Below are 23,976 nucleotides of genomic sequence, written 5' to 3' on the forward strand. Positions count from 1 at the left end.
TTTCGGCCGGATCAGAAGCCGTAGAGCTTGGCCGCGTTATCGACGAAGATCTTCTGGCGCATCGCATCGTCGGACGCCCACTGCGCGCAGAGATCCACCAGAAGCGCATCGTCAGGCTTGCCGAATTTTCCCGGTGAGGGATGTGGCCAGTCGGAAGCCCAGAGCACTCTGTCCGGTGCCATTTTGAGATATGCGCGGGCCAGCACGCCCATATCCTCGTAGGATGGCGGCCCCACCTTCGTGTCCTGGTAGATGCTCGAAAGCTTCACATAAGCTTTCTCTTTCTCCAGCATGGCGACGATGAGCGCGAATGCGGGATGCCCAGTGCCGGCGGGCTGGGGAATACGCCCCAGATGATCAAAAACCACGGCCACCGGCAATCGCGTCAGAAGGTCGGCATTGGCGGCGATATCGTCTCCCGGCATGTGGAGCTGAATATGCCATCCCAGTTCGGCGACCCGCCGGGACAAGGGTTCGATCATGGCCACGGTCGTGGCGCCTGCGCGGCCGAGATTGAAGCGAATGCCGCGAACGCCCGCCTTGTCCAACTGTTTCAGTGTCTCGTCGGTTACCGACGTGTCGACCACGGCAATCCCCCTCGCTCTCGCACCGAGCTTGCCGAGAGCCGACAACATACAGGAATTGTCGGTGCCGTAGGTGGAGGGCTGCACGATGACGCTGCGCTCGAATCCCAGCCTGTCGCGAAGCTTCGAATAGGCCTCCACAGTCGCGTCGGGCGGGATGAGGCTGGCATTCGGCGCAGCCGGAAAACGGCTGTCATAAATATGAAAATGAGCGTCGCAGCTATTTGCCAGCACCCTGAATTTCGGCCGCTCAGTACCTGCCGAAAGCTGCGTGGCCTCGTCGCTGCGAACGTCAAGCCCCGAGCAAAGAACCGCAGCTCCTCCCAGTGCCCCGATAACGAATTTACGTCTTCCCACCATCATGGCCATGGCCTCCTCCTTCGATTATGCGGCGCAGCTTCCCAAGCTAAGCGAGGAGCTTCCGTAGCTTTGCGACAGCAGCATCCGGGCTGCTGAACACAGGAATTTTGGTCACGGCTCGCACGGACTCCAACGCGCGTGCAGTCGAGAAATGGGCGAGCATGATCGCGTCGAATCCCCGCAATCGGGCAGCGGCATTCGCGACCAGTCGGTTATGGGTTTCGACATCGCCACCACGGATTGCCTCGATTGCACCATCGACCAGGAAGCTTTCGATCCTGGCCGAAGGTTTCAAGCGTGCGGCCTCCTCAAGAAACTCCTCCTCCATGCCCTTGCGCGCCGGCGGAAAGGTATAGAGCATCGCAGTTCGCCCGCCCTGACTGATCGCGGCTTCGAACATTGCTTCATTTGGCTTCAGGACGGGAACGGGAAGTTCAGCGGCCGCTTTTTCGATCGCTTTTCCGAAGGCGGAACAGGTAAACAGAACCGCATCGCTCCCCGCCTGAACGCCATAGGCGGCAAGTGCCACGATCCGCTTCGTCAGCGCCTCAGTCAGCTCCGCAACCTTTGCCCGATCAGGAGACAGACTGTCCTCCAGAATATTGATCGTGTCTGCCTCAGGCCACGCAGACACGAAACAAGCATGGATCGGCTCCATGGCGATGTGTGTCGCATGAATGAGCGCGATGCGAGGAGTGGCGGGCATGATGACCTCTGATTTTCTGGCTATTTTGCCGGGGAACTGGCGGCCGCCTTGAGAGGAGAAGCGGCCGCCTTCGACGTGACCTATTTCCGGGCGTCAGCGAAGACCCAGACGCTTTCGGGTGAGATCTGTGCCCACACCCTGCCCGTCGCCATCTGTTTCGTTCCATGCGCCTTTGCCACGAAATCTCCGCGGCGGAGCCGGTATTCCCAGCGGTCGCCCAGATAGATGCTGTCATCGAGATCCATTTCGATCCCGTCATTTGCTGGAACGTCCGTGACCTTGATCTGTTCAACGCGGATAACAGCCCGGGCCTCCTCAGTCGGGGCGAGGCCGGAAGCTTCGCGGACGATGCCGTTCAGCGACCACCCCTTGCCGCCGATAGTGGCCGCCTTGCCGGTAACCGTCTGGATCTTGCCCTTGACGACGTTGTTCGCGCCAAGGAAATCCGCGGAGTAGAAGCTGTTCGGGTTCGAATAAATTTCTTGCGGTCCCCCCTGCTGGACGATCCGGCCGTCCTGCAGCAGAAGAATGTTGTCGGCAGCCGCCAGTGCTTCGCTCTGGTCATGCGTCACCAGGATCGCGCAGATTTCGAGATCGAGGATCAGCTTGCGAATCCAGTACCGTGCCTCCTCGCGAAGCTTGGCATCGAGGTTTGACAGCGGCTCGTCGAGGAGCAGCACGCGCGGTTCGTACACCAGAGCGCGGCAAATCGCGACGCGCTGCTGCTGGCCACCGGACAGCTGCGACGGATAGCGGTCTGCGAGATGACCGAGGCCAAGGCGGTCGAGGATTGCCCGAACGCGATTGCCGATATCGGTCGGGTTCACGCCGCGAAGCTTCAGACCATAGCCGACATTTTCTTTGACAGTGCGATGCGGCCATAGCGCATAGGACTGAAAAACCAAGCCGATATTGCGTTGCTCGGGTGGCAGAGCCAGTTTCTTTTCGCCATCAAGCACGGTCTTGCCGCCGATGACGATGGTACCGACCTCCGGCTGCTCCAGGCCCGCGACGCAGCGAAGAAGCGTGGTCTTGCCGCTGCCCGATGCGCCGAGCAGTGCCACGATGCTGCCCCGCTCCGCCGTAAACGAAGCACCCTTCAGGATTTGCAGACCGCCCAGCCATTTCTGGACATTGTTGACGACGAGTTCAGTCATGGATTTTTGCTCCCAGACGGAGTGCCAGGGCAAGGCCTGCACCCGTCAATACGATGCTGATGAGGGAAAGCGCAGCGATAGTGTTCATTGCACCGGTCTGCAGCAGTGAGACCATGAGGGAACCGATAACCTCGGTCCCAGCACCCATGAGATAGACACCTGTTGCGTATTCCCGCAGAAAGATGATCATGATCAAGGCCCAGGCGCCGGCCAGGCCCGGTCGAACGATCGGAATGACGACATCCTTCCAGGTCCGTCCGATCGTCGCACCGGTCGTGCGGGCGGATTCTTCCAGTTCCGGGGCGACCTGCAGGAGCGTTCCCTGAAGAAGACGCAGGCCGTACGAAAGCCCGACCACGACATAGGCAACGAACAGGCTGACCAGTGTCGGACGCAGCGGCGTCAGGAACGGCACGAACAGAAACACCCAGAAGAACGCCAGGCCAACGACCAGACCCGGAAGCGCACGCGGCAGCAGGACGATGTAGTCCAGAACCGTATTGGACATGCCCCAGTTCCGGTGGCCTGCGAGCCCAACGAGAAGATAGATTCCGACGGCGACAGCGCCGCCGACAACCGAAAGCAGGATCGTGTTGATGATACCGTTCTTCAAGGCGGGTACGTCGAGCAGATGCGCGAAGTTGGCAACGGTCAAATGATCGAAGAGGTTTACCCCCTCGCCCCAGGCATCGACGAACGCACGCACAAGGATGCCGCCGATTGGAAGAACGACCGAGACGAATAGCCAGAAGCCGATGATGCCAAGGGCGATCGCCTGACCGCTGGCCCCAAGCTTGAGGGTTGCGACACGAGCCCCCTTACCGCCGAGAGCCGCGTAACGGCGAGCGTTGCGAAGCAGACGGCGTTGCATCCAGACCAGCGGAAGGGTGATCAGGACGAGGACCACGGCAACGACGGCCATCAGTTGATATGTCGGTGTCCCGAACAGGGTCGTCAGTTTGTAGATGTAGGTTGTCAGCACCATGATGCCGTTCGGGTCGCCGAGAACGAGCGGGATGCCGAAGGTTTCGAAACCCAACAGGATATTGAGAGCTGCAGCAAAGATCAGCGATGGCAGAACCATCGGCAAGGTGACATCTCGCGATACACGCCAGATTGATGCGCCGGTCGTCCGCGCCGCTTCCTCAAGATCGGACGGAAGATTGCGCATGGCCGCCGAAACGTAGAGATAGACGTTCGGAACGTGGCTGAGGCCGGCGATCAGGATCATGCCCCAGATACTGTAGATGTTCCACGGAACGAAACCGACGAGATCGCGGACGAAGATCGAAACGAAACCGGCGGGACCGACCGAAACGGTATAGCCGAAAGCGAGTACGATCGACGAAATGAACATCGGCACCAGGACGAGGATTTCCAGCAGACGCCTGAGCCGGATGTCCGTACGCGTGATCAGGAAAGCGAGAACACCTCCGAGCGGAACGGCGATTGCGACCATCCCAAATGAAAACAGAGCGGTTGTGCCGAGCGCCCGATAGAATGCCTTGTCGGTGAAGACATATTGGTAGGCATCGAGACCGAAGCGGGCGCGAGGGCTGAAGAACGGCGCCGTGAGAAAGCTCTGGTAGACGATAAGGCCGACCGGCGTGAGCACTGCAATCGCCAATAGCGTAATCACGATAACCCGGTACGCGTTGGCATTCCCCACGCGCGGCATCTTCGGAGGATACTTCTTTTCGGCTGGCGCGGACTTTGCGGAGACCGCAATCGCGCTCGGAGCCTGTGCTTGTGTAGACATCAGTGCCTCTCGAATCCATCTGAGGGGCTGCGGCACCATCAGCGCCGCAGCCGTTAAGCATTAGCGGCCGAGGGCTGCCTTCCAGTCGTTGAGGAATTTGACGCGCTTCATCTGATCCATGTATTCCAGCACGCCTTCATCGACTGCGATAGGCTTCAGGCCGCCGCCGACACGGTCATTGAGCGTCTTGATATTGAGGCCGCTCGTCACGTCTTGGCGAACCGACGGCAGACCGCTTTCGGCCAGCAGCGACTGGCCTTCGGACGAAAGCATGAAGTCGATGAATAGTTTCGCCGCGTTCGGATGCGGAGCATCCTTCGTCTTCAGGATCAGGCGAGAAAAGGCCGGGGTATAGTCGGTAGCGAAATGAACGCCGAGGTTCGGGCTTTCCTTGACCCAATCCAGCGCATAGCTGCCGATGATATTGATGGCGATGACGTTTTCGCCGGAAACGACGGTTTCCTTCATGCCACCGGAGCTGGAGTAGATCTTCGCGCCATCGTCGCCCATTGCCTTGGCAAGATCCCAGAAATCCTTGCGGTTGCGAGCGTCGTTCGAATGATGGAGAAAACCCGAGCCGCTCTTTTCCGGATCGAAGGTAGCCACCTTGCCCTGCAGCGTCGACTTGTTGGCCTTCAGAAAGGTGATCATATCTGCGTAGGTCTTGGGAAGCTTGTCCTCGCTCAAGGCCTTTGTGTTGAAAATAACGCCGATCGGTTCGACGGTCGTTGCATAGAGCAGATTCTTGTAGTCGGCCCAGGCCGGCAGTTTTGACGCTTCCGGAGAGACGTATTCGTCCGCATATCCGTCCTGCACGAGCGTCATCTGAAGATCCATTGCGGAGCTCCAGACGACATCGGCCGTGGTCTGCTTTGCCGCCGCTTCCGAGATGACCTGATTATAGGCACCGTTCGTGCCAAGATCGTTATAGGCTATCTTGATGCCGTATTTCTTGCTGAATGCATCCTGCAGCTTTTGCGACTGCGCGGCATCGGTCGATGTGTAGACCGAGACGGTTCCCTCTTTTTTCGCCGCCGCGATAATGGAGGCGTAATCTGCCGGATAGCCTGCGGGAACGTCCTGTGCCAATGCCGCCGATGTCAGCAGCGAAACGACTGCAGCCGTGATGGCGATCCCCTTCGGGGACATATAGTTTTTCATGATTTTCTTCTCCCAAGAATGTGCCCGAACACCTGTCTCCCCCGGGCGACGGTTTGAAGGGCACACTCCGCGCCCCTCAACAGCTCGACTGGCTGCATGCAGCCAGAAAACCAATTGCCGCTATGCGTTCGCGACTTTCCTCGCACCGCTGTCATTGCGGATTGCCTGTGCGACCAGCGTACCGAACGCGTCGGTATTGACCGTGCCGCCCAGGTCACGGGTGCGGCTAGCAGGATTTGCCAGGACCGCGTCGACCGCACGTTCGATCTCGGCGCCGGCTGCCTCGAAATTCGCGAGCTTGCGCTGTTCCCCGAGCCAGCTCAGCATCATGCCAACAGACAGGATCAGCGAGGTCGGATTGGCGATATTCTTGTTCTGGATATCCGGAGCAGACCCATGTTGAGCCTGTGCGCAGACGAGACCGAGTTCGGCATTCGCATTGATCGAGCCGGCGAGCCCAAGACTGCCGGATAGCTCGCTGGCGAGATCGGACAGGATATCGGCATAGAAGTTGGTCGTAACGATCACGTCGAAGCGTGAGGGATCGCGCACCAGATGCGCGGCCATGGCATCGATGATGAAATCGTTGAGCTTGACCTCCGGAAACTCCTCCGCGACCTTGCGAACCTGCTTCATGAACAAGCCGTCCGTCAGGATGAAATTGTTCGCCTTGTGGACGGCGGTGACGCGCTTGTCTCGCTTCATCGCCAAGATGAAGGCCTGGCGAGCGATGCGTTCGCAGGCTTGCGCCGTGATCTTGCGCACCGAAAGCGCGACGTCCGGCGTCGGCATGAACTCACCCGTGCCGGCAACCATGTTGCGATCCGGATAGAACCCTTCGGTCGCCTCGCGCATGATCACGAGATCCATTTTCTTGGCATTGTTCAGAAAGTCACGCGAGCGAGCCGGACGAACATTCGCATAAAGGTCCAGCTTGACGCGGAAGCCAGCGGAAACATTGACGCCACCCTTGTCGCGCGCCGGATAATCCATGTGCGACTGCGGCCCGAGAATGATGCCATCGTAACCACGCGCACGCTCCAGAACCTCGTCGCGCAAGGTCGTACCGTACTTTTCGAGGCTGACGAAACCGGTGTCCTCGTAGTCGTATGTCAACCCGAGCCCGTAGGCTTTGTCGGTCGCCTGCAGGACCTCCATAGTTGCCGCGGTGATCTCCGGCCCGATGCCGTCGCACGGCGTAACCATAATTTTCATGTGATCAATCTCCCTGGAAGGCAACAGCGTTCCTCGCCGCCCATCACTACGGAGACATATTGGCTTTTAAGATGTATAAATGCAAACTATTATTGTGCGGCGACCAAATTTTCTAATTCTTCCCCCCTTACCTCGCCCAACTAGATTCCCATTCTTCCTTTAGGCGAGAGAATGGATTAGAGTTTTATGCAAAGCCAGTGAACACAGTGACGACGATGGATCAGCTACCAAATTATTGGTTTTATGTTTTCATAAAGCCAACCGACGCATCTGATGACTCATGCCGCCCGAGGGCCGGCACTTCCTGCGTCGGCCATAGCGCTTTCCGCCCTCACTCTTGTTGCCGGATAGGAGACGGTCATGCGTGACGAGCGCGTTGTCGCTTTGGTGCGAATCGTCGGCAAGGTGCAGGGAGTTGGCTTCCGCATCTGGACCCGCAACGAGGCGGCGCGGCTCGGATTGAAAGGCTGGGTCCGCAATGAGGCGGATGGATCGGTCCTTGCCTTGATCACGGGACCGGATGTAGCGGTCTCAGCCATGATGACGCGCTTCTGGCAGGGGCCGGCGGGCGCATCCGTCTCAAGTGTCACGAAGGAGCCGACACCGCTTGTGAGCGGGCTGACGGATTTTGTCATCACCGGTTAATGGTGTGCAATCGGAGCGCTCGCGAGCCGGTTCTTCGTGGTGTGGACTACTTTACGAGTTCCACGCGGCGGCTCTCGGCCACTCCCTGCGACCATTGCAGTGGAGACTTGCGGGACAGCGCGCCGCCGAGATGACGGCGCATGGCATAAGAGGCCTCAACGATTTCGCCTTTTTCCAGTAGGGACAGGATTGCGAGATGCTCCTGGCACTGGACGTGCAATCGGTCGCGATCGACATTGGATCGATATTCGAGCAGGCGGCGCATCCGGTTTACCCGGACCAGTGAAATGTGGAAGAACGGATTGCCGGACATCTTGATCAGCTCTTCATGAAACAGCGAGCCATTGTACAGGAGCCGTTCGGCCGGCAAGTTCCTGATGTCGGTTGCCAACATGCGCTCCTGGATGCGGCGCTGCTCCTCGATGATCTTGCGATCGGGCCCAAATGTGGGCTCCAGCATTGCCGCCGGTTCGATCAGCATGCGGAAGCGATAGATCTGCTCGAAAGCTTCCGCGGTCTTGGCGACAGGAAGCAATCGCCAGCCGTAGCCCTGTTTCCGTTCGGCCCATCCCTCTCTGGTGGCACGCACCAGAATGTCGTTGAGCTGCGCCTTGGTCAGATCGTAGCGCTCGCGAAGCATCTGCTCGGTCACATCAGCCGGAATGCGGTCGGTAAGCCAGTCCTCGGCCAGCCGATGGTAATCGCTCATCGTTTCAGGGAGCTGATCGTCGGGAGCATCGTTCTCTTCGATGGTCACCGTTGCCGAGACGAAGAAGCCGCGATTCAGTTTCTGTTCCAGCAGCCCCTGCTCGAACAGGACCTGCATGGCCTCGCGCACGGGCGAACGGGATACGCCGAACTTGTCCGCCAGCCCCTGGGTACTCAGATGTTCCTCCGGCCTGAGCTCGCCGGACCGGATCAACTGAGCGATCTCCTTTGCAATATTCGTCGTGAGCTGGCTGCTTCGCATCTATGGTGCACTCGTTATCCTTGAATCACCATCAGAATAAGGCCTTATCCGATATCTGAGTAGCGCAAAGTCTGGCCTCGGTGGATTTGACAGACAAGAAAACCGTCATGGTGCAACAGCTGCATGCGGCATCCCGTTCTCATCGAACACTCTTCTGATCGTGCCGTCGACTTTCATCGCCTCGATCATTCGCGTGGTTGCCACCAGGGCGTGAGTATGTGACTTCGGCACCACGACTGCGGTTCCGGCTTCGTGGAAATGGCCTTCCACCGCGTGGCAGTCCTTCAAGTCGGCAAGCAGACTGAGAATAGACTCTTTTCCGAGAGCAAGCGCTTCGATTTCGCGATTTCGAAACCTGGCAACCGCCTCGTCGAGCGATACGATCGCTTCTATGGAGGCGCGGTGAAGTGACTTCTGGGCGCTGCGAAATGTTGCGGTTCCGGCAATTCCGGCGACCCGGACACCGCTCGCGTCGACATCCGCCACGCTGCGAAACTCATCGGCGCGCGTGAGATAGGTGCTCACACCCAGATAATAGTTCGGGCCAACAGCAACCAGCCTGCGCCGCTCATCGTCGATCGGCACGAAGGAAAGCGTCCATGAGCCTTTGTCGGCATTGGCGACGATATCGCCCGAGCTGGCGAATTCCACCAGTTGCAGCGAAAGAAGGCAGCGCCGGGCGATCTCACGCGCCAGCATGACGGTCACGCCGCGCGGCTCCCCGCCGACTGCATCGCGCACGCACCATACCGCCGAGGCGGCCGGGCCAACGGCGATACCCGCAAGCATACTACCATTCGGGGCGAGTTCGTTGCGTTCTTGTTCGGATAGTTCGAAGGGATTGGCTTGCATGGGATATCCTGCCGCATTTCGATGATGCATTATTGCATTTATAAATATAGAAATGCAAATTTATTGGCTATGGAAAAAGGAGCATCGCCATGTCCGCCACCTGGTCGCCGTCCCAATATCTCAAGTTCGAAGATCATCGCACCCGTCCGGCCATGGATCTCCTGGCCCGCGTGACGGTAGCGGATGCGACCAGAATAACCGATATCGGCTGCGGTCCCGGCAATTCGACCGAGCTGCTGATCGAGCGCTTTCCACAGGCCGATATCCTCGGGATGGATGCGGCGCCGAAGATGATCGAAGCGGCCAGGAAGCGGCTTGCCTCTTGCCGTTTCGAACTCGCCGACATCGCCTCCTGGAAGCCGGCTGTATCGCAGGACCTACTGTTTGCGAATGCCGTCCTACAATGGCTGCCCGATCATGAAACGCTGCTTCCGACCCTGATGACCTTCCTGAGGGATGGCGGCACGCTCGCCGTCCAGATGCCTGATAATCTAAACGAGCCGACCCATGTCGGCATGAGGACCGCCGCCGCCGACGGACGCTGGGTCGACCGTCTTCGGGCTGCCGATAGCGAGCGCACGACGATCTTGTCCGCATCCGACTATTGGTCGATCCTGAAGCCGCATGCGGCAAAGATCGATATCTGGCGGACGACGTACAATCATCCCTTGACCGCACTGGATGGAATCGTCGACTGGTTCAAGGGTTCGGGGCTCCTGCCTTACCTCAGCCGCCTGTCGGTCGAAGAACAGGCCGAATATCTCGGGATCTACAAGGGCCTCCTTGCAGACAGCTATCCGGTGATGCCTGACGGCACGGTGCTTTTGCCGTTTCCCCGGCTGTTCATCGTCGCCTCCCGCTAAGATCATCACCTGCGCTGACCGAACCATTTCGCGCAGTCAGCGCGACCGGCACCTCACCTGCCGTCACATGTTGCCGGCATGCGGCGGCGACCAATCGTCAATCCTGAAATCGATCCGCAAGGGTTTGAAAAGTGCTGGCCGATTGCTGGCGCGGCGAACCGTATGAAAAGGTTATCATAATTTAAAAAACCAAAGTAGACCCGCAGATTCAATTCAAAACCACTCTTCCATATTGCTTTTATATGCTATAAAAACCAATTATTGGCATATGAGCATGGGAGGATGCAGAGATGGCCATCAGCAAATATCTCAAACCGTTATACGTTCAGGTCATCATCGGCGCGGTGCTCGGTATTCTTGTCGGACATTTCTTCCCCGACCTCGGCATCGATATGAAGCCACTCGGCGACGGCTTCATCAAGCTCCTGAAAATGGTCGTCGCGCCGGTAATCTTCACGATCATCGTCATCGGCATCGCCAGGATGTCCGATATGAAAGCACTCGGTCGGGTCGGGCTGACGACGGTCCTCTACTTCGAGATCGTGACGACCGCAGCATTGTTCATCGGACTTGTCGTTGCGCATATCATCGAGCCAGGTGCCGGAATGAACATCGATCCGTCGTCGTTGAAGGCGGACGCCGTAGCGGGCTTTGCGAAAACGGCAGAATCCCAGCATCTGGTCGATTTCTTCCTCAAGATCATTCCGGATACCTTCGTTGCGGCCTTCGTGAACGGCGAAATTCTTCCGGTCGTATTCATCGCCGTTCTGACGGGATGCGCGCTTGCCCGTGCCGGCCGCGCGAGCGAACAGCTCACCGTCGTCATCGAGCAAGTCTCCGACCTGTTCTTCAAGATGGTCAGCTTCCTGATGTATCTTGCACCGATCGGCGCTTTCGGGGCTATGGCGTTCACCACCGGCAAATTCGGCGCGGCCAGCCTCATTCCCTATCTGAAGCTGATGGCCGCGTTCTATCTCACATGCGCGATCTTCATCTTCGTCGTGCTGGGGGCGATCAGCCGCTACGCCGGCGTCAGCATCTGGCGTCTCGTCGTCTACCTCAAGGATGAGATCGTCATCGTCCTTGGCGCCGGCAGCGCTGAGCCTGCTCTTCCGCGCCTTCTCCAGAAGCTCGAGCGCCTGGGATGCGACAAGACCATCGTCGGGCTGGTCGCGCCGACGGGATATGCCTTCAACATCGATGGCGTCTGCATCTATCTGACGATGGCCGTCGTGTTTCTGTCGCAAGCCTTGAACATCGAGCTGTCCTTGACACAGCAGATCGTCATCCTGCTCATAGGCTCGTTCACGTCGAAGGGCATGAGCGGCGTGCCGGGAGGCGGTTTCGTCGCTCTTGCGGCGACGCTCGCCAGCGTCGGAACGATCCCGCTCCCCGCCATCGGCCTTCTGATCGGCGTCGACCGCTTCATGGGCGAGGCGCGTGCGGTCACATCCTTCATCGGCAATGCCGTCGCCACTGTCTTCGTCGCCCAATGGGAAGGCAAGCTTGACCGAGCGCAGGCGCGCTTGGTGCTTGCCGGCAAGGACGCCGGCACTGACATGGCGGCTGCCGAAAGCAATGAAACACTCTCATCGAGGACCATATGACACTCTTTGCCTATGTCGGTTGCCGGACGACCCGCGCGCGGAACGCACGCGGGGAAGGCATCAGCGTCTATGTGGTGGATGGCGCGACGGATGCATGGACCAGGATCCAGGTGCTGGCAACGGAAGAAAATCCGTCCTTCCTCGCGCTTCATCCATATCTTGACGTGCTTTATTCGGTACATGGCGATTTCGACCTCGTCACCGCCTACAGGATTTTGCCAGGAAGCGGCCACATCGTGCCTTTCTGCAAACAATCGACCCATGGACGCAACCCCGTTCACCTCGCGATAGACCCTACCCAGCGCTGGCTTGTCGTCCCGAACTACAGGACCGACAGCCTCGCCAGCCTGCCGATCTCATCGAACGGCGAGTTACTTGCGCTGGCGGATCTCTGCGAACTGCCGGGAACGCTCGGTCCGCACAGGATCGAACAGGATTACGGACGGCCGCATCATGCGCCCTTTTCTCCGTCGGGACGATGGATCGTCGTTCCCGAAAAGGGAAACGATCAGATCTCGGTTGCAAGGATCGACTGCGAAACCGGAAGGCTCGAGGTGGTGCACCGGACTCCCTGCCGTGAAAATGCCGGTCCGCGCCACGTTGTCTTTCATCCCAAGCTACCGCTTGCCTATGTACTGAACGAACTCGACTCGACAGTTACGACCTATGACTTCGAGGATGCGACCGGCAGGATGGGTCCCCGCGACATCGTATCCGCCCTGCCACGGACCTATGTCGGCAACAGCCGGGCTTCCGAGATCGAGATCAGCAGAGATGGACGCTTTCTCTACGCCTCTAACCGTGGGCACGATTCCATCACCGCCTTCGATGTCGGCGAAGATGGTGCGCTTGCCATCAGAGGTTGGGAAGCATCGCAAGGCCGCACACCGCGCTTCTTTGCGCTCGATCCGAACGAGCAATATTTGTATGTGGCAAACGAAGACAGTGACTGCATTGTTCAATTCCGCCGTTAGGATGCGCAATTGATACCGGCAGGCGAAGTGATTCTGGTCGGAAGCCTGACGTCGGTTACTTTCCGACAGATATCATTACTGTTGAACGCGAGTTTGAAAGTCGACAAACGGTCAAGCCCACAATCTCGTCCATATGGATAATTCTGACTACCGCGCTCTTGAAAGGAATCGAACCGCCGATCCCGTTATCACAAAATTCCCTTTGCAATATTTTCATTATGCGAGTTCAAGAACTTGAGCTTGCTGGAACGATCGATTTGGGGCTGGAAGCTGACGGGCTGCTTCGAGGCCCCGATCAGAGATAGCTGCCGTTCAGCAGCACATCTGCAAAGAGCGGCCTCCGACTAGAGACGGCTATTGGCCAGGCCGGAGATTCATTCGAAATCAGACATTCAATCCTGGGCTGTCGGTCGTATGACAATACTGCCGACGTCCACATCGGCCGGTTGCTCGATAGCATAAGCGATGCCCCGAGCGATCGAAGCCGGTGGGATAGCTACACTAGATGCACGTTCTTCAATTGTAGACTTCACGGCTGGATCGGTTATCGAGCTTGCAAAGTCGGTCGAGATCATCCCTGGCGAAATCTCGGTAACCCTCAGGTGCGGTCCCGCTTCCTGCCTCAAGGCTTCGCTGATGGTCCGTACTGCGTTCTTGGTCGCAGCATACACGCCCATGGTGGGCAGGATCTTGATGCCTGCGGTCGAAACGATGTTGATGACGTGGCCCGACTGTTGACGCTGGAAGACCGGCAATGCCGCAGCCACGCCGTAGAGCGTGCCACGCAGATTGACGTCGATCATGGCGTCCCAATCCTCGACGCGGAGTGCATCGAAACGCGATATGGGGCCAATCCCGGCATTGTTCACAATGACGTCGAGCTTACCGGCATGCGCAATTGCCAAGGCTACAAGCGCTTCAAGGTCGCTCCGTTGGCGGACGTCGGTCGTCTTGTGCACGGCCTTGCCGCCTGCATCGGTAATTTCCTCTACGATCGCTGCGAGCGCTTCCTCGCGGCGCGCACCAAGCACGACAAAAGCGCCTCGCTCCGCAAGCAGTTTCGCCGTCGCACGTCCGATCCCGCTACTTGCGCCTGTTATGGCGACAACCTTGCCTTCGATACCCAAAGTCGTTCTCCTTCATTGAAGTCATCGACAAAGATAGGCACTCGGTTCAAGATGATCTATGCTTGAATATCCATCAGTTTATCGCGATCGTCTAAAACTATGACTGATCCTCTCTCGGATGTCCTCAACGTTCTTGGCGCAAGGGTGAGCCGCCGCACCCGGCTGGAGGCGGCAGGACGATGGGCTCTCACATTTCCTGCGCTGGACCGGCTCAAGTTCGTGGCGCTGTTGCGGGGAAGCGGCTGGATGATGCTGCCGGCGCAGGCGCCCCAGCTCATGAGCGCAGGGGATGTCTGCCTGTTGGGGCGCACGGCATATGCCGTCGCCAGCGATCCGGAGGTGCCGCCCCTCGATGGCCAAACCTTCTATGGCACGAGCAACGATGTTGCGCGTCTTGGGGGTGACGAGACAATTGCGATCGGGGGAACCGTCACGTTCGACCCCGGAAATGTAGACTTCCTGCTCGACATGCTGCCGGATTTCCTTTTCGTCCCGCGATCCTCGGCTGCATCTGGCGCGATGGCGACAATCCTTGGGCTGATCAATGATGAGGGCGAGCGCGATATCATCGGCAGCGAAATCGTCAATGCGCGGCTCGCCGATGTCTTGGTGGTGGAGGCAATCCGCACCTATGCGGGCAGTATCGCTCGGATCGACATCGGATGGCTTGGCGCGCTGTCGGATCCTCGGCTTGGTCGGGTGCTTCGCCTCATTCACGGAGATGTCGCTCAGCCGTGGACGGTGGCCGAGCTCGCAAGTGTAGCGGGTATGTCGCGAGCTGCCTTTTCTGCAGAGTTCACGCGCCGTGTGGGACAGCCACCACTCGCCTATGTGCGAGCGTGGCGTCTCACTATCGCTCGCGCGGCGCTGACTCGCAGTGATGAGACAGTCGCCAATATCTCGCGCAAGGTTGGCTATACGTCGCAGAGTGCATTCGGCCATGCTTTCAGGTCTGCCTTCGGCTCGCCTCCAAAAGCTTATGTTCGACCGTGAGAAGCGGCAGCTTACAATATGATGAGCCTGGAAGCGTGCGTCCCTTAACGGCGGCATTTCGGTCAGCACCTGCGGATATGATCGAATGGCAGCTTTTGGGAAGCAGCGGCAGAGGTCGCAACAGCAAAAGGTGGGCACGATACTGCCATGTCGGAGGCCCGCCCGAAGGCGGCATTCTCACGCCCATTCGGCTCTTGAGCATCGAGCACGCCGTTTGCTGCGCGCCGCTTGACGCGCCTATTTCACGTCGTCGGCTGAGTCCGCGCGGTCAATTTGTTTCCGTCCGGGTCGCGAAGATATGCGACGAATGACCCGTTTGGACGCTCCGTGGGCGGGCTCTCGATCGCCGTGCCGCCATGGGCGATACCGGCGGCATGCCATGCGAGAACATGATCGGGGGTCGCGGCGGCTATTCCAATAGTCCCGCCGTTAGCAGCGGTCGCCAGCTTGCCGTCGATCGGTTTCGTGATCATCAGCCGACCGTCCTCATGGGTATAGATCAGTCTGCCTCTCGCATCCATCTCGCCGGAATTGCCCCCTAATGCAGCGAAAGTGGCGTCGTAGAAGCGTCTCGCTCGCTCCAAATCATTACTTCCAATCATGATGTGAGTGAACATGCTTTCATCTCCAATAAAGTACCTAATGGCTCGTACCCTACGCTAGCCTAGCCGTAGTGAAGACGCAAAGCTGTCGATTGGAGGCCCTTTCCCGTCCATTCGGCCCATATCGGCGGTGAGGTCGACGTTCACTATCGCTGGCGTATTTCGGCTGCTGATCACGGTAAAGGGATAATTTGGAGGTGATGAGATTCGAACCGTGGGCTCGCAATGTTTTCGAGCCCTGGTACCGATGGCACTGGCTTCAACTTCACCGCTCAATTCCAATATCCTATGAGATGAGAGCGTCGCGCTACCTTACAGTTGTAAACCAGTTCCGTGCACAGAAGCAGAGGCAGGCGTAGATTTAATCACCAAATGGTGCTATTTCTAGTGCTGCAACAAGGAAGCCAGCTGATGCGCTCAACCATCAATCTCGACGACGCCCTCATCGACAGGGCTAGATCATTGACCGGCACCAAGGAAACCGCAGCACTCGTCCGCCAGGCGTTGGAGACGCTGGTTCGCGTGGAGTCTGGAAAACGCCTCATCGCTCTTGGGGGAACCATGCCGGATGCCGAGGCAGCCCCGCGCCGTCGGAGCCCGGCGGTTAAGTGATATTAATAGACACCTCGATCTGGATTGATCATTTCCGACATGGCGATGCCGAGTTACGAAGGATAATCGAAGACGATCGACTACTTTGCCATCCGAGCGTGATCGGCGAGCTGGCCCTTGGCAGCCTTCTGGATCGCAGCAGCGTCATGGCTTTTTTGGCAGCTCAGCGCGGAGCTGTTGTCGCCACGCACGACGAAGTCATGACGATGATCGACCGATATGGCATTTTCAGCATGGGTATTGGCTACACAGATGCCCATCTGCTAGCGTCCGTTCTCCTTGAGCAGAAAGCAGCCTTGTGGACAAGAGACAAGCGGCTGCGAGCAGCGGCCGAAAAAGCGGGCGCCCCACTGCACATACCGATAGATGAGCCTCATTAAGTGCTAGAGCTCCGGGCTATTCTCGGCCTGCGTGTGCAAGCAACGCCATGCACGTCAACCGTCAAGGGAAGTGCTTACAATCAAAATGGCGATAACAATGAGCATGAGAATCCTGCAGAGGTGATCATTCCTCTTAAAGCGGCCCTTGGTGCTGCAGCTAAGGACCTTTCGCATCGCATTCGATGCTCACAGCAACTCGACTATCGGCCTCAGTTCTTCGGCTACAGCTTCCAGTTCCCCTAATGAAGCTGTTGGCATTGGCCTGAACGTGAGCGCCTCCTCGGCGATGTATAGCCTGGATGTTAGGTCAGTTTTCTCATGCATGGGTACAACGTGGGCGTGGGCATGAGGAATATCGCCTCCAGAAAAAAGGAAAGCGGCACGATCCACGCCGTAAAGTTTCTTTTGGGCGCGAGCAATCCTCTGTCCCGTGCGAACGATCTCGCTTGCAAGATCGACTGGCAGATCGTCGAAATAATTGAAGTGACCGCGAGGGATGATCTGAACATGACCGCGACGGATCGGCGAGGAATCGAGGAACGCAATCAGTTCGGTACTTTCAAAAACGGGAGCGCACGAAATCCGATTCGTGCGCAATGTCACAAAAGAGGCACGAAAAAGTCTTTCCGTTCATAGTATTCTGTCCCGTCCTGCCGTCTATGCGGTTAGGGATATTGAGCGCCGCATCTGACATTCAACCCGGTGCCTGCAATGGGGCTTGCTCATAAATGACGATGCAGTCACATGTTCTGTTTACATGATCGCCGCCGTCACTTAGGGGACGACACAAGTCATGGGTTTAGGGTGAAAGATCATGTTGATCACGCAAAGCGACTACAATCGGATCTACCGGGTCATCAACAGCCTGCTGGTCAACGAAAACGCCAATCCCGCCACCGCTTCGATGTATTTCAGCACTTTCGGAGCCTTCATCTTGGAACACCACTTCAAGGTCAAGGCAAAGGCAAAAAGCGGGCTGGCAGCTTACAATCTCGACGGAAAGTACATCCTTTTCGCAGACCAGCGCGAGGATGGTTACGTCTCTGGCGCTGGCGAGAATTTCCACTGCTGGGTCGAGGCTGACGATTGGGCGATCGATTTCATGGCCCCCGCTTTCTCACAGAGCATGCCAGGTTTGGTGATACTGCCGAAGATGTTTCAGCGGCCGCTCTCATCCATGCGCCCGTCCATCAATGATTTGAGTCAGTCCGGCGACTTCTTCTACCGTTCCGAACCTGATGCAACGAGCCGACGCTTCGCAGATTGGCGCAAGAATCCGATGATTGGAGATCTTGCCAGCCTCGCCGCGAACTGGTTCCGGAAATCTCCCAGGAAGATGCAGACATCTATCACAGTGCGGCATCAGGATGGCAAATCCAGCGTCGTACCGCTCGCTCATCGGCAACCCCCTGATTGGTGCCTGGTAATGGTCGCAGGAGCGCGTATGTCCACGATCGAAATATCCCTGCGCTCCCCTTGAACTTGGTTGCTCACGGTGGCTGCATGACGCAGTGCCCTTTGCCTATATATTACGGCAACAAGCGGCTAGTTCTGGAGGCCATAGATGATGCGATAGAATCAAGTGACGGTAACGATGCCTGACCTCGATGCAGGCTGGAACTTTTGTTGCACTCTTGGTCTCAAGCCCGTGGTCAACGCACGTCCTTACTATGCCCGCTTCTTATGCCCAGACGACGATAGCACGTTCTCGTTGCATCAAGGCGAGAGCAATGGTGGTGGGACAACGGTATATTTTGAATGTGACAATTTGGACGAGACGGTTAGCCACCTGTAGAAGAAAGGACTTCAATTCACAAGCCCGCCGGAAGATAAAAGTTGGCTCTGGCGGGAAGCCGAGTTGTTTGATCCTGGTGGAAATCGCGTCCTGCTGTATTTTGCCGGGCAAAATCGCATCAACCCGCCGTGGCGTGTCAAATAGCTTGTTTTGAGAAGATCGACCTGATCTATCCTTCATAGGAAGAAAGCATTTGAGATGACACGGCAAATTTTCGCGAAAAACAAACAGGCGGCATAGCGTCAACGGATTGATGGCGGTTCCAGGCATTCGAAAATGGTCATGAAACACCAACGCCAATCTGCTTGGCAGGTCCTTTTACTGCCCTTGCGGTTCATCATAGCTGTACTCGTCATCATCAGCGAAGTCGCCCGACCGGTGTACCGGCCGCTCGTGAACTGGTTCGCCGCCCTCCCCATCGTCAAGCATTTTGGCGAGTTTGTCGGTTCTTTGCCGCGAGGCGTTATACTCGTTCTGTTTGTCGTTCCGCTGGCGATTGCCGAACCCCTGAAGATTTGTGCATTGGTCGTGATCGCCCGGGGCCATGTGATCTCGGGACTGGTCATAATCGCCTTGGCCTATCTGATGAGCTTTCTGCTGGTCGAGCGCCTGTTTCACGCGGGCCGCGAGAAACTGCTGACATACCGCTGGCTCCGATGGATTATGGATCGCGTCGAGACAGTTCGAAACTGGATCGCCGAGATGAAACAAAGCGTCTTGGCGACAGTGCATGCTTGGCTTGGGTAGCGTCAGGGTGCTTAGGAGTTTTTGCATAGCCGCCATATATCTGGCGACGCCGTCGAAATTGATCGCTCCGCAGCATTGTACGATGCCTCGGTCGCGCCTCATCTAGGCTCAACTGCGGAAGAGTTTGGCTTGACTCTGTTCGACGGGCTGCCAACTTTGACGCGAAGATTTCGCTACGATTCTTAGGATCACTGTGAGCGCCACGACAGATTTTATTGCCAATCTTGTGCGAGCCGCAAATGAAGTCGAGAAGCTGTCTCCGAACGAGGTCAGCGATCTGCTGGATCGGTCGGTCGATGCGATCCGGCAGCTTCGGCAAGAACTCGGCATCGTGCCGGTGCCAGGCAAGGATGCGTTGATTTATATACGCACGGTTTCAGCGGGAGCTACGAGGGTACCGCACGAGAAGTGGCACCACGGCCTTTTGCATGCAGCCGAGATGATCCGTGATCTCCACATCGTCCGCGATACAGGTACCGAGTTTCGAATTTCCGAGATTGAGCCCTGAGGGTGTTGAGCTCGGCGAGCTCTTGACCCTGATTGTCATTTTGCGCTAACCCGCCTCGGCAGAGGCAATGCCTTGAAAAGATTGAGGGTTTGAATTTTCGGTTGGGTCATAGCCAAACGCGAAACCGGGTTAAATCGCCACGGAAATCAATACTCTGGCGCCTTGCCGCAGTTCAGGGCATCCTATGATGGCTGAAAGTTGTGTTTGCGCAGCTGGAGGAATACCGATGCGCTGCTTTACCGTGCTTGGACCTTCGCAGACCGGAAAATCGACAGTCGTTGAAAAGCTCGGCTCCTTGGAGGGGGTGCCGAGAAAATCCAGTTCTCCCTATGGATTGAACCTCACAGAATTCACCTTCGGAAACGAGGCGTGGTGTGCGCTGGACGCGCCAGGACCCAACGAAGCGTTGGCTCATGCACAGCACGCGCTTCTTGCCAGCGACGCCTGCATTCTGTGTGTTTCATCAGCACCCGAAGAGGCTGTGCTCGCCGCGCCCTATCTGCGGATAATCGAAGCCTCGGGGACGCCTTGCATCCTCTTTGTCAACCGGATGGACGAACCGAGAGGGCGGCTGAGGGACCTGATCGCCGCACTTCAGGACTACGCCAACCACACCCTTTTGCTTCGTCAGGTCCCGATCCGAGAGGGGGACAGGATCGTAGGCAGTTGCGATCTGATTTCGGAACGGGCGTGGCGCTACCGGGAAGGGCAGACTTCGGCGCTGATCGCGATCCCTGAAAGCACCGCCGAACGCGAACGCGAAGCGCGTACCGAGCTCCTGGAACACCTATCCGAATTGGATGACTGGCTTCTCGAGGAACTGATCGAAGACCGCGAGCCACCCAGCGACGCGCTCTACGCCATTTTATCACGGGTTCTCAGGGAAAACAGGATTATCCCGGTCTTGTTCGGTGCTGCAAGTCACGGCAACGGCATGAAGAGGCTGATGAAGGCGCTACGCCACGAGGCGCCGCCGGTAGAGGTTCTTCGCCAGCGTCTCGCTCATGCTGGAACTGTCGATGAAGGCAAGCTGACGGCCGTGAGTTTTCATGCCTATTATCGCCAGAATGTCGGCAAGACGGTGCTCCTGCGCGCTTTTGGTGATGGACTGCGGCAGGGCGCATCGCTGGGCGGCTCCAACCTCGGCGCCGTGCAAAATCTCGCAAACGGGCACTCCAATTCGGCGGTTGTGCCTGCGCCTGGGGATGTCTTCGCGACGGTCAAGTCCGACCATCTGCCCGTCCCTTCGCTGTTGACCCCCGGCGCGGTGGTCGCCCCGCCTGAATGGACGGAACCGCCCACGCCGATGTTCGAAAGGATCCTAATTCCAGGCAGCGAGCGCGATGAAAACAAGCTTTCCGAAACGCTGACAAAACTCTCCGAGACGGACCGCGGTCTGAAGGTCCTGCATGAGGAAGGCACGGGCGCACAACTCGTCCGCGCCCAAGGGCCCGTACATCTGCGTGACCTCTGCCGAACGCTGTCCGATGTCTTTCATATCTCAGTGACGGACCGAACGCCCAGCCCGATCTATCGCGAGACGATCACGAAGCCATCGGAGGTTCATTACCGCCATCGCAAACAGACCGGCGGTGCCGGGCAATTCGCGGATGTGAAGCTGAGCATTCACCCCAACGGGCGCGGCCAGGGTTTCACCTTTGGCGAAACCGTCAAGGGCGGCACCGTTCCGCGCAATTACATCCCTGCCGTCGAAGCGGGCGCGCGCGAAGCGATGGAGAAAGGACCGCTCGGCTTCGAGGTCATCGATGTCGGCGTAATGCTGTCAGATGGTCAGCACCATACCGTCGACAGTTCGGAACACGCCTTCCGCACTGCGTCGAAAATGGGGGTGCGTCAGGCGCTTTCCGAAGGATCGACCGTCTTGATGCAGCCGGTCTTCCGCAGCGAGATTCACATTCCGTCGGTCTGTTCGGGCAGCCTCGTCCAGATCGTCTCTTCTCTCAACGGCCAGGTTCTCGGCTTCGACCGCGATGAGACCGCCAAGGGATGGGACATCTTCCGGGCGCTCGTTCCCGGCGGCGCACTTGACGATCTGGCGCGAGCGTTGCGCTCGGCGACGCAGGGCATTGGTTATTTTTCCAGGACCTTCGATCATTTCGAGGAGCTATACGGAAAGGAAGCGGACGCCATCGTGAGGGCACACACAACACCAGGCGTCGCACGCTGAAACGTTACCCCACTTCATGCTCGTCCGCAGAGACCGACAGTCTCTGCGGGATCGGAACATACGGCTGCCAATACCAGCAAGCACCGATCATGACCACTGAGCTCCTTCGCGCGGACCGATGGACATGTCATTTGGCAGTTGAACGGGTTGTACTGTCAAGTTTTACAACATTCTGACCCGTATTTCCATTTGACGTTGATCCGTTCGGGTGCCCAAGAACCCAAAGACGAACTTGCTTTATCGATATCGAAGGAGGGTTACGACGAAACGCGAAGCTGGGGGGAACAGCGGCACAAATGAACACCCCACTCACTGACGGCAGGTTTATATGACAACACTCCTCGGGACCTTCAGCCATCTTTCGCTGGGCTAGACGTCAGCTAACTAGCGGCCGCTCTTTCAACATAGCGGAGGATTCTCGTTACCGTCGATCGGCTAACGCCAGCCTCTCGTGCTATGTCATCGGTTGATTTTCCATCAGCTTTTAAACGCAGAACGTTTTCGGATTTGCGTCTCATCATGGCTGCAGACGGATGATTTAATGAGATCATGGTCGTCGAAACAATATATCCGCCGGCCGACGTTTCAAAAAGCTCACGATCAACAGCCATTGTGACATCCTCCTTCAAATAATTGTCGACAGAAAGAATGGTGCCAGCCTCAAGCTGAGTAAATTCCCATATAAGCAGTATGTGAGCTAAGCCAACTTTACGATGCCACAGCCACAATGGCGGAACCAATGTGTCAATTGTCAGAGGTTTTTTCCGAAACTGGCTCTCATCAGTCACTATATTTGTTAGTTCTAACGCAATGGGCTTTTTGGATAACAGCTCGCTTCGGATGACTGGAAATATCAATAACTCTTGAAGAATTCAGAACCGACGGCCCACGGATTCGAAATGCCAATATATCTTGCTGTCGCACCGCGATATCAATGAGGCATCCACGCACCAATTTGACTATTCTCAAGTTTTCAATGTTTTCAAACGAACAGCAACCCGTCCGTTTTCTGAGGCGATATTTGCTTTTCACCCAATATGTAATCGTTTCCCGACTGCCATTAGCATCCTGTCTGCACTTCTTGCGCCCAGCAACGACGATGAACTATTCCCATCGCAATTGGCGAGCGGAAACGTCAGTTGCGGACAACCGCTTAAGCCTGACAGACAGAGAAACTTGATGCAGGCGGAACGAAACGCTGCGAAGCTTTGCGGTCCGGCATCCCGCTTTGGCGGGCTTGTTGCCAATGTCGGAAGAACCACAACTACGTCGTTGCGGAACAATCGGTCGATCTCCCTCGAGAAGTGCTCTCGAATCCGTCGCGCCTCGCGCACCTCTCCGATGCCCAGACGCGATCCTGACAGGAGACGCGCGGTGATATCGGGTGCGATAGCTTGCGGGCTTCGCTCAAAAATGGATCTGTTGCTTTCCCAGGCTTCCTTTTGGAGAATAGTGACGAATGCCAAGGCAAGCTCATCCAAATTGAACGAGCTGATCGAACCTACTTCGCGAACAGGAATGGCGGCCGACCGTAAGCGGGCGATCATTCCGTCTGCCGCATCTTCTTCGATGGTATCAAAGATATCCTCGACGATGAGAACAGATGATGGCCGGTCGTCTGCCGCGGATATCCCGACAGCACTCATGAGCGCGGCCATCGGCTCCAGGCTTCTCGTCATGAAGCCCGGCACATCGAGGCTCGGCGCAAGGGGGCGCAGTCCTCCGTTATCGAGGCTTCCGTATGTCGGCCGCCAGCCGACGAGACCGTTGATGGCGGCCGGCAGTCGGATGGAGCCGGACGTATCGGTTCCAAGGCCGATATCCGCAAGGCCCGCGGCGACCGCGACGGCCGAGCCCGACGACGAGCCGCCCGGAATAAGCTCGGGATCAGAAGGATTGATCGGCATACCGAAATGAATGTTGCCGCCGATAAGGGAATAGGCAAGTTCATCCGTATTGGTCTTGCCTACGAACCGGGCTCCGGCATCCAAAAGCGTTTGAACCAGGGATGCCGTCGATGTCTTGATGCCGGAGGTAGCGAGCAACATGGCATTGCCGGCGGCCGTTGGATAGCCAGCAACATCGAAAAGGTCCTTGACCGCCAGGCGAAGGCCGGAAAGCGGGCCGGTGGCCGCATGCCCGACATTGGCATCCGGATACGGCATGAATGC

General features: G+C 57.4%; 23 protein-coding genes and 2 pseudogenes. 12 read left to right on the forward strand and 13 right to left on the reverse strand.

The window, feature by feature from the left end; translation table 11 throughout:
• Nucleotides 1-11: 11 nt before the first annotated feature.
• From GA0061103_RS02460 to GA0061103_RS02485, 6 genes are all read right to left on the reverse strand, one after another.
• Nucleotides 12-953, reverse strand: a complete 942-nt coding sequence (locus tag GA0061103_RS02460) for an amidohydrolase family protein (RefSeq protein ID WP_245304633.1) — start codon at nt 951-953, stop codon at nt 12-14.
• A gap of 37 nt (nt 954-990) precedes the next feature.
• Nucleotides 991-1,650, reverse strand: a complete 660-nt coding sequence (locus tag GA0061103_RS02465) for an aspartate/glutamate racemase family protein (RefSeq protein WP_092706760.1) — start codon at nt 1,648-1,650, stop codon at nt 991-993.
• 80 nt (nt 1,651-1,730) lie between these two features.
• Entirely contained in the window at nt 1,731-2,807 is a 1,077-nt protein-coding gene (locus tag GA0061103_RS02470; protein ID WP_092706762.1) for an ABC transporter ATP-binding protein, read from the reverse strand.
• A complete protein-coding gene (locus GA0061103_RS02475; protein ID WP_092706764.1) occupies nt 2,800-4,566 on the reverse strand; it encodes an ABC transporter permease in 1,767 nt (588 codons plus the stop codon). Before GA0061103_RS02475 ends, GA0061103_RS02470 begins: the two co-directional genes overlap by 8 nt.
• Nucleotides 4,567-4,626: 60 nt before the next feature.
• The gene (locus GA0061103_RS02480) at nt 4,627-5,727 is read right to left on the reverse strand and encodes an ABC transporter substrate-binding protein (protein ID WP_092706766.1); all 1,101 of its coding nucleotides are present in this window, start codon (nt 5,725-5,727) and stop codon (nt 4,627-4,629) included.
• A gap of 120 nt (nt 5,728-5,847) precedes the next feature.
• Entirely contained in the window at nt 5,848-6,942 is a 1,095-nt protein-coding gene (locus tag GA0061103_RS02485; protein WP_092706768.1) for an isocitrate/isopropylmalate dehydrogenase family protein, read from the reverse strand.
• A gap of 360 nt (nt 6,943-7,302) precedes the next feature.
• Between GA0061103_RS02485 and GA0061103_RS02490 the strand changes: the two genes are divergently transcribed.
• The gene (locus tag GA0061103_RS02490) at nt 7,303-7,587 is read left to right on the forward strand and encodes an acylphosphatase (protein ID WP_092706770.1); all 285 of its coding nucleotides are present in this window, start codon (nt 7,303-7,305) and stop codon (nt 7,585-7,587) included.
• A gap of 46 nt (nt 7,588-7,633) precedes the next feature.
• Here the strand turns inward: GA0061103_RS02490 and GA0061103_RS02495 are convergent, their stop codons facing one another.
• Both GA0061103_RS02495 and GA0061103_RS02500 read right to left on the reverse strand, forming a co-directional pair.
• Nucleotides 7,634-8,557, reverse strand: coding sequence for a GntR family transcriptional regulator (locus GA0061103_RS02495; protein ID WP_092706772.1), 924 nt, complete (start codon nt 8,555-8,557; stop codon nt 7,634-7,636).
• Nucleotides 8,558-8,662: 105 nt separating this feature from the next.
• A complete protein-coding gene (locus tag GA0061103_RS02500; RefSeq protein ID WP_167376511.1) occupies nt 8,663-9,409 on the reverse strand; it encodes a transporter substrate-binding domain-containing protein in 747 nt (248 codons plus the stop codon).
• Between the two features lie 89 nt (nt 9,410-9,498).
• Between GA0061103_RS02500 and tam the strand changes: the two genes are divergently transcribed.
• From tam to GA0061103_RS02515, 3 genes are all read left to right on the forward strand, one after another.
• Nucleotides 9,499-10,272 (forward strand): trans-aconitate 2-methyltransferase, encoded by a 774-nt coding sequence (tam, locus tag GA0061103_RS02505; protein WP_092706777.1) that lies wholly within the window; start codon nt 9,499-9,501, stop codon nt 10,270-10,272.
• A 290-nt stretch (nt 10,273-10,562) separates the two neighbouring features.
• Nucleotides 10,563-11,879: a C4-dicarboxylate transporter DctA gene (gene dctA, locus GA0061103_RS02510; RefSeq protein WP_092706779.1), complete on the forward strand. Its 1,317-nt coding sequence runs from the start codon at nt 10,563-10,565 to the stop codon at nt 11,877-11,879.
• Complete coding sequence (locus tag GA0061103_RS02515; protein WP_092706781.1) at nt 11,876-12,853, forward strand: lactonase family protein; 978 nt, start codon at nt 11,876-11,878, stop codon at nt 12,851-12,853. Before dctA ends, GA0061103_RS02515 begins: the two co-directional genes overlap by 4 nt.
• A gap of 392 nt (nt 12,854-13,245) precedes the next feature.
• Here GA0061103_RS02515 and GA0061103_RS02520 read toward each other — a convergent pair whose 3' ends face one another.
• Nucleotides 13,246-13,980, reverse strand: a complete 735-nt coding sequence (locus tag GA0061103_RS02520) for an SDR family oxidoreductase (protein WP_092706783.1) — start codon at nt 13,978-13,980, stop codon at nt 13,246-13,248.
• A 99-nt stretch (nt 13,981-14,079) separates the two neighbouring features.
• Here GA0061103_RS02520 and GA0061103_RS02525 point away from each other — a divergent pair, with 99 nt between their 5' ends.
• Entirely contained in the window at nt 14,080-14,973 is an 894-nt protein-coding gene (locus GA0061103_RS02525) for an AraC family transcriptional regulator (RefSeq protein WP_092706784.1), read from the forward strand.
• 242 nt (nt 14,974-15,215) lie between these two features.
• On the opposite strand, the gene GA0061103_RS02530 is transcribed toward GA0061103_RS02525, so the two are convergent.
• Nucleotides 15,216-15,590, reverse strand: coding sequence for a VOC family protein (locus GA0061103_RS02530; RefSeq protein ID WP_092706786.1), 375 nt, complete (start codon nt 15,588-15,590; stop codon nt 15,216-15,218).
• A 396-nt stretch (nt 15,591-15,986) separates the two neighbouring features.
• On the opposite strand from GA0061103_RS02530, the gene GA0061103_RS02535 reads away from it, so the two are divergent.
• Both GA0061103_RS02535 and GA0061103_RS02540 read left to right on the forward strand, forming a co-directional pair.
• Nucleotides 15,987-16,187: a type II toxin-antitoxin system VapB family antitoxin gene (locus GA0061103_RS02535; RefSeq protein ID WP_092708543.1), complete on the forward strand. Its 201-nt coding sequence runs from the start codon at nt 15,987-15,989 to the stop codon at nt 16,185-16,187.
• A complete protein-coding gene (locus GA0061103_RS02540) occupies nt 16,184-16,567 on the forward strand; it encodes a type II toxin-antitoxin system VapC family toxin (RefSeq protein WP_092706788.1) in 384 nt (127 codons plus the stop codon). Before GA0061103_RS02535 ends, GA0061103_RS02540 begins: the two co-directional genes overlap by 4 nt.
• A 186-nt stretch (nt 16,568-16,753) precedes the next feature.
• Here GA0061103_RS02540 and GA0061103_RS02545 read toward each other — a convergent pair whose 3' ends face one another.
• Nucleotides 16,754-17,170: an HIT family protein gene (locus tag GA0061103_RS02545; RefSeq protein ID WP_208603472.1), complete on the reverse strand. Its 417-nt coding sequence runs from the start codon at nt 17,168-17,170 to the stop codon at nt 16,754-16,756.
• Between the two features lie 211 nt (nt 17,171-17,381).
• Here GA0061103_RS02545 and GA0061103_RS02550 point away from each other — a divergent pair.
• The 5 genes and pseudogenes from GA0061103_RS02550 to GA0061103_RS02570 all read left to right on the forward strand — a co-directional run bounded on the left by GA0061103_RS02550 (nt 17,382) and on the right by GA0061103_RS02570 (nt 21,805).
• Nucleotides 17,382-17,994, forward strand: a pseudogene (locus GA0061103_RS02550) (DUF2026 family protein).
• Nucleotides 17,995-18,161: 167 nt separating this feature from the next.
• A pseudogene (locus tag GA0061103_RS35305) lies at nt 18,162-18,506 on the forward strand (VOC family protein).
• Nucleotides 18,507-18,644: 138 nt separating this feature from the next.
• A complete protein-coding gene (locus GA0061103_RS02560; RefSeq protein ID WP_245304634.1) occupies nt 18,645-19,109 on the forward strand; it encodes a hypothetical protein in 465 nt (154 codons plus the stop codon).
• Between the two features lie 193 nt (nt 19,110-19,302).
• On the forward strand, nt 19,303-19,617 hold the full coding sequence (locus tag GA0061103_RS02565) for a hypothetical protein (RefSeq protein ID WP_092706792.1): 315 nt from the start codon (nt 19,303-19,305) through the stop codon (nt 19,615-19,617).
• A gap of 226 nt (nt 19,618-19,843) precedes the next feature.
• The gene (locus GA0061103_RS02570; protein ID WP_092706794.1) at nt 19,844-21,805 is read left to right on the forward strand and encodes an elongation factor G; all 1,962 of its coding nucleotides are present in this window, start codon (nt 19,844-19,846) and stop codon (nt 21,803-21,805) included.
• Between the two features lie 380 nt (nt 21,806-22,185).
• Here GA0061103_RS02570 and GA0061103_RS35310 read toward each other — a convergent pair whose 3' ends face one another.
• Both GA0061103_RS35310 and GA0061103_RS02580 read right to left on the reverse strand, forming a co-directional pair.
• Nucleotides 22,186-22,593 carry a helix-turn-helix domain-containing protein gene (locus tag GA0061103_RS35310; protein ID WP_245304635.1) on the reverse strand — a complete coding sequence of 136 codons (408 nt, stop codon included), beginning with the start codon at nt 22,591-22,593 and terminating at the stop codon, nt 22,186-22,188.
• Nucleotides 22,594-22,833: 240 nt separating this feature from the next.
• Nucleotides 22,834-23,970 (reverse strand): amidase family protein, encoded by a 1,137-nt coding sequence (locus tag GA0061103_RS02580; RefSeq protein ID WP_425349453.1) that lies wholly within the window; start codon nt 23,968-23,970, stop codon nt 22,834-22,836.
• Nucleotides 23,971-23,976 lie beyond the last annotated feature (6 nt).

Origin of the sequence: Martinezella multihospitum (genome assembly GCF_900094585.1) — a bacterium.
GTDB lineage: Bacteria > Pseudomonadota > Alphaproteobacteria > Rhizobiales > Rhizobiaceae > Rhizobium > Rhizobium multihospitium.